Annotated in this window: 2 protein-coding genes; both read right to left on the bottom strand. The window is 38.7% G+C overall.

All coding sequences use genetic code 11. The features are described 5' to 3' along the window. On the bottom strand, window positions 1-917 hold a 917-nt coding region (locus tag HWQ37_RS33475; protein WP_292755564.1), incomplete at its 3' end, for a sucrase ferredoxin. 227 nt (window positions 918-1,144) lie between these two features. After that, complete coding sequence (locus HWQ37_RS33470; RefSeq protein ID WP_292755562.1) at window positions 1,145-4,039, bottom strand: TonB-dependent siderophore receptor; 2,895 nt, start codon at window positions 4,037-4,039, stop codon at window positions 1,145-1,147. Window positions 4,040-4,484 lie beyond the last annotated feature (445 nt).

Raw genomic sequence — 4,484 nt, 5'->3', positions numbered from 1 at the left:
TGGGGAATTGTTTCGACAATCTCACCCTGACAATCGCTTAGATATAGAGTCTTACTTTTATCAACTAACACATCAGCTTTTACACTACCTAAGCTTCCATCTGGCTGAAGAAAACTTAGTTTTATACGAGAAAATTCCCCATCATCACTTTGTTTAATAATCTGATAATCGACCTTGTAACTTAACCATTGCCAACCATAGATAAGAATCATTTCTCTTTCTAAAACCTGTACGGCTTCTGGTAATATTGCCCACCCCCGATAAATATGTTTTATAAATTCCAGGTTTCCGGTGCGGGTCAAAATGGAAGTGAATGATTCAGAATTTAATCTAGCATAATATCTAGCCTCTGGAAAATCGATCGCAGTCGGTGCAAACCGATGGCCACCAAAGTGACTAGATTGCCAAATTCTGACATTATTCATCCCTAAATCTTTCACGATATTTTTTGCCTGACGATAAAAGGGATTACCAAATTTAGCACAGCATTTATCGCGGCTACCATGAGTACATATAAAAATATCTCTTGTGTTAGATTCATCAATAGAAGCATCTAAATTGTTCTCCAATAAATATTTTTTAACAATAGGTGCTACCTCAGCAATATCAGATAATATAAATTCAGATTTGCTATATTTTTGAGCCAAACCAGTAGGTTTACGAAATATCAAAACTCTTGTTGTGTCTGGCTGCTTCAATTCTTGGTTATAAATTAATAAAAACTCTACAGTTATTTCAGATTCTGCAAATTCTTTGACTAGATTTCGCAGATTATCAGGAACTGGTTTAGAATCAAATGTCTCATCTATCCAAGGAGTTGGACATTCAACCATCACAAAAAAATCAAAGTTGTAAGCATTGGCAATTGGATCTTCTCCAACATCACGAGACTCTAGCGCACAAAAAGAATTAGCCATGATGGAATAACCGGGTAATCTAGTATTAAAACTTTCATTTTCACCCTATTTATTTAGGGTAGATATTTGTGAAACTCAACCATATTATTTGCGGGCGCAAAACAATTCAGCTATTGATGAACCAATATTATGTATGAACAATAAAGGAAATTTTGGGCAGGTAAACCCCGCCCGTTTAGTGAAGTTTTTAGTCAATCAAAGTATCATATTTTCCAACTACTCCCAAATTAAAAATCGAAAGAAACACTTCCCAGGACAGTGAATGGTGCAGCCGGAACAATGTAAAACCCTTGAGACTCGTAATATTTAGTATCAAATAGGTTCTTAATGTTGACACCAACTCGCCAATTATCCCGTTTATAGAAAATACTGGCATCTGTTCTCAAATAAGAAGGAATTTTGATATTATTTGGTAAGCCAGATTCGCGCTCACCTACATAAACTAGACCAAATCCTAATCCTAAACCTTGTAAATTACCTTTTTGTAATTGATAGGTAGTCCACAAACTAGCACTATTGTATGGTACGCCAGCTAATCTATTATTAACTAATGTTGGGTCATTATCTTGGCTGACAAAGGCATCTGTATAAGTATATGTGCCAATTATTTTCCAGCCAGGAAGAATTTCTCCAACTATATCGAGTTCAACACCACTACTTTTTTGTTCACCTGTTTGGATTTGGTAGTCAAAATCGGTAGGGTCTGTAGTCAAAACGTTTGTCTTTGTGATATTGAAATAAGCTAAAGTTGCTGAGATACGTTTGTCAATCAACTCCTGTTTAATGCCAACTTCAAATTGTTCTGCTGTTTCTGGTTTAAATGCTTCGTTATTACGACTTCTCCCGAAGATTTGCGGATTGAAAGAATTTGTCCAACTTGCATAGATTGAAGTGGAATCAGTAGGTTGATAAACTATCCCAATTCGGGGCGAAAATTTAGAATCAGAAGTTTCATTGATAGTTGTACCAGTTTCCAAGTTTCTATAAAAGGAATCAGCCCAGTCAAAACGTCCCCCAGCTAGCAATTTCAAATTTGGTGTTAATTCAATTAAGTTTTGTAAATATAGTGCAATATTATTTCCACCATACTTTTCAAAAAATGAGCGACTCACCGATTCTGGCTGCGCGCCATAAATCGGATTAAAAATATTTAAATCTGCAATATTTCCTTGATAATAGTCGTACTGGAAACTGTAATTGGATAACTCTAGCCCCACAAGAATATTGTGACGAATTGAGCCGGTATTAAATTTGCCACTAACTTCATTTTGAAATGAAATGTTGTTTGATTTATCATTACTAACTCGATATTCCCGCGCGACAGTTAGACTATCATCGTTTATAGAATTAGCTTGAGCACCTCCTGCACTACCGCTAACATTCAGCACATTGAAACCTTGACGGAATTTCCAGTTATTGTTGTAGCCAAATTTACTTTCTAGATTGTAAGTGAAATTATTAGATGTAAATTCACCTCTATTGAGACTAGGTTCACCTAAAAAGCGGCTGATGGGGAGGTCAAAAACTACCCTGTTATTATTTGGAAAACCTCGATCAAAAGTGTAGTCGTACTTTTGGTATTCATAACCAAAGGTAATATCTGTATTCTCTCCCGCTTTAACAGTAATTGTTGGCCCAATATAAGTACTTTCATTATTAACGAAATCACGGAAACTATCAGCGTTTTCGTAAGCTACATTCAGTCGATAGAGAGCAGAACGATCTTCTAAAAGTGGCCCAGTCAAATCAATTGATGTGCGGTAAAAGTTTTCGCTGCCAATAGTGCCATTGATTTGATAGAACGGGTCTGATAGCGGCTGTTTAGTAATTGTGTTGACAACACCACCAGGACTGCTGATGCTACCATATAAAATTGATGCCGGCCCTTTGAGAAATTCTACACGTTCGATACTAGAAACATCACGCGGACTAATAAAGCCAAAATCTTTGAAGCCATTACGCAGAGTCTGAAATTCTGTCGCAAAACCACGAATAAAGTAGCCTTGAGATGCAAGTCCACCATAAGTTTCTTGACGACGTACACCACTAACGTTGTCTGCTAGTTCGTTGAGTTTAACTACTTGGCGGTCTTGAATGACTTCTTTTGGTACTACCTGTACAGATGCAGGTATGTCACGTAGGGGAACATCTATTTTTGTTGCAGTTGATGAATCTTGTACGCGATACCCGTCTTTCTCACCTGTGACTGTTAACTCAATTGGCTCGTCAGAGGCCGATGGCTGGGTTGGTTCTGTTGGTTTTTGGGGTTGCGTCTGTGCTTGGGTAGAGGATGCAGCTGAGGCTACACCAAAAATCAAACCTTGGTTACTATCAAATAACTCTACTTTCGGAATACTGTCTACTCCAATTACAGCCAATTTGATTGTGTTGGCATCGGAGTTAGTCACAGTGACTTCACTAACTCCAGCAATGGGTTTTTCTTGGCGGAATGTGCCACCACTGGGTAAGCGCAGTTGAGCGGAGTTAATTTCGATAATATATGTGTTGGCTTCAGTCTTAGGCAATACTTGTAATTTTTCACCATCTGGAGTTGCCAAGATGATTTCCAAACCGTTATTGGTGGGATTAAGTTTGACTTCTGTAACTTCTGAGATGGTTTGTGTTGGCGGCTGTGGTTTAGGTGTAACTGCCAAAATCAAACCCTCATTACCATCAAATAATTCTGTATTAGGTAAACCTCCCTGACCGATTACAGTTACTCTCAAGGTATTGGTGTTAGCTTGAGTGACGCTAACGGATGCAATGCCTGGTGCAGGATTATTTTGGCTAAAGTTTCCACCTTTGGGCAGTGCTAGCACTGTATTGGGTATATCTGCTATAAAACTGTTGCCCTGATTATTATTGACTGGTTTGAGTGCTTCGCCGTTGGCACTTTCTAGAATAATTTCGATGCCTTTATCAGTAGGATTGATTTTAACGCCTGTAACTTTATTAACGTTATCACTGCGTTGCACAAGCAATTGTGCCACTCTGGTAGAGTGAGATTTTTGACTAGATAGTTCGGCTGTCTGCGTTCCTGCATGGGCTGGTTGTACTAAGCTGCTAATTACCGCTAATGCTAATCCTACCGAACGTATCTCACTCATTAACCCACACTTCATTCTTGTTGCTCCTTGAACTGAACCTGTAATTAACAGGCTTTTAAGTAAAGGCTCTAGTTACGAATGGCACTAAGAAAAGATACAGCCCTTGACCTGACTGGTTGACTGGTTCCGGGAACCCATTCTGGGAGGCTCCGCCTCCAGTAGCTTGACCAGAGGCAGCAGCCCTCTCGGAATTCGTTCCCAGCCTGGAGGCTGGGAACGAGGCTACATAAGTCTTTGGGCTTTTCTTAGTGCCTTTGTTCTCACAGCCCATGAAAAATATCACGTCTGATATTAATGACGCGATCTATTATCAATAATGCTTGACACTACTTTTGGAAATCCTCAAAAGCTATCTGCAAGTAATTTGCATCTAACTCTTGCACTATTAGGAGAGATTATCATAAAGATTACGACTGAGCAAGCACTTATCAAAACTTAGGAATTTTAGAAGTTTGACTAG

The organism is Nostoc sp. NMS4, from assembly GCF_017115095.1.
Taxonomy (GTDB): domain Bacteria; phylum Cyanobacteriota; class Cyanobacteriia; order Cyanobacteriales; family Nostocaceae; genus Nostoc.
This window is presented reverse-complemented; position numbering and strand designations above follow the sequence as displayed.

Bases quoted from the DNA above. Each gene is read 5' to 3' on its own strand.
- HWQ37_RS33470 (WP_292755562.1), bottom strand. From the start codon at position 4,039: ATGAAGTGTGGGTTAATGAGTGAGATACGTTCGGTAGGATTAGCATTA.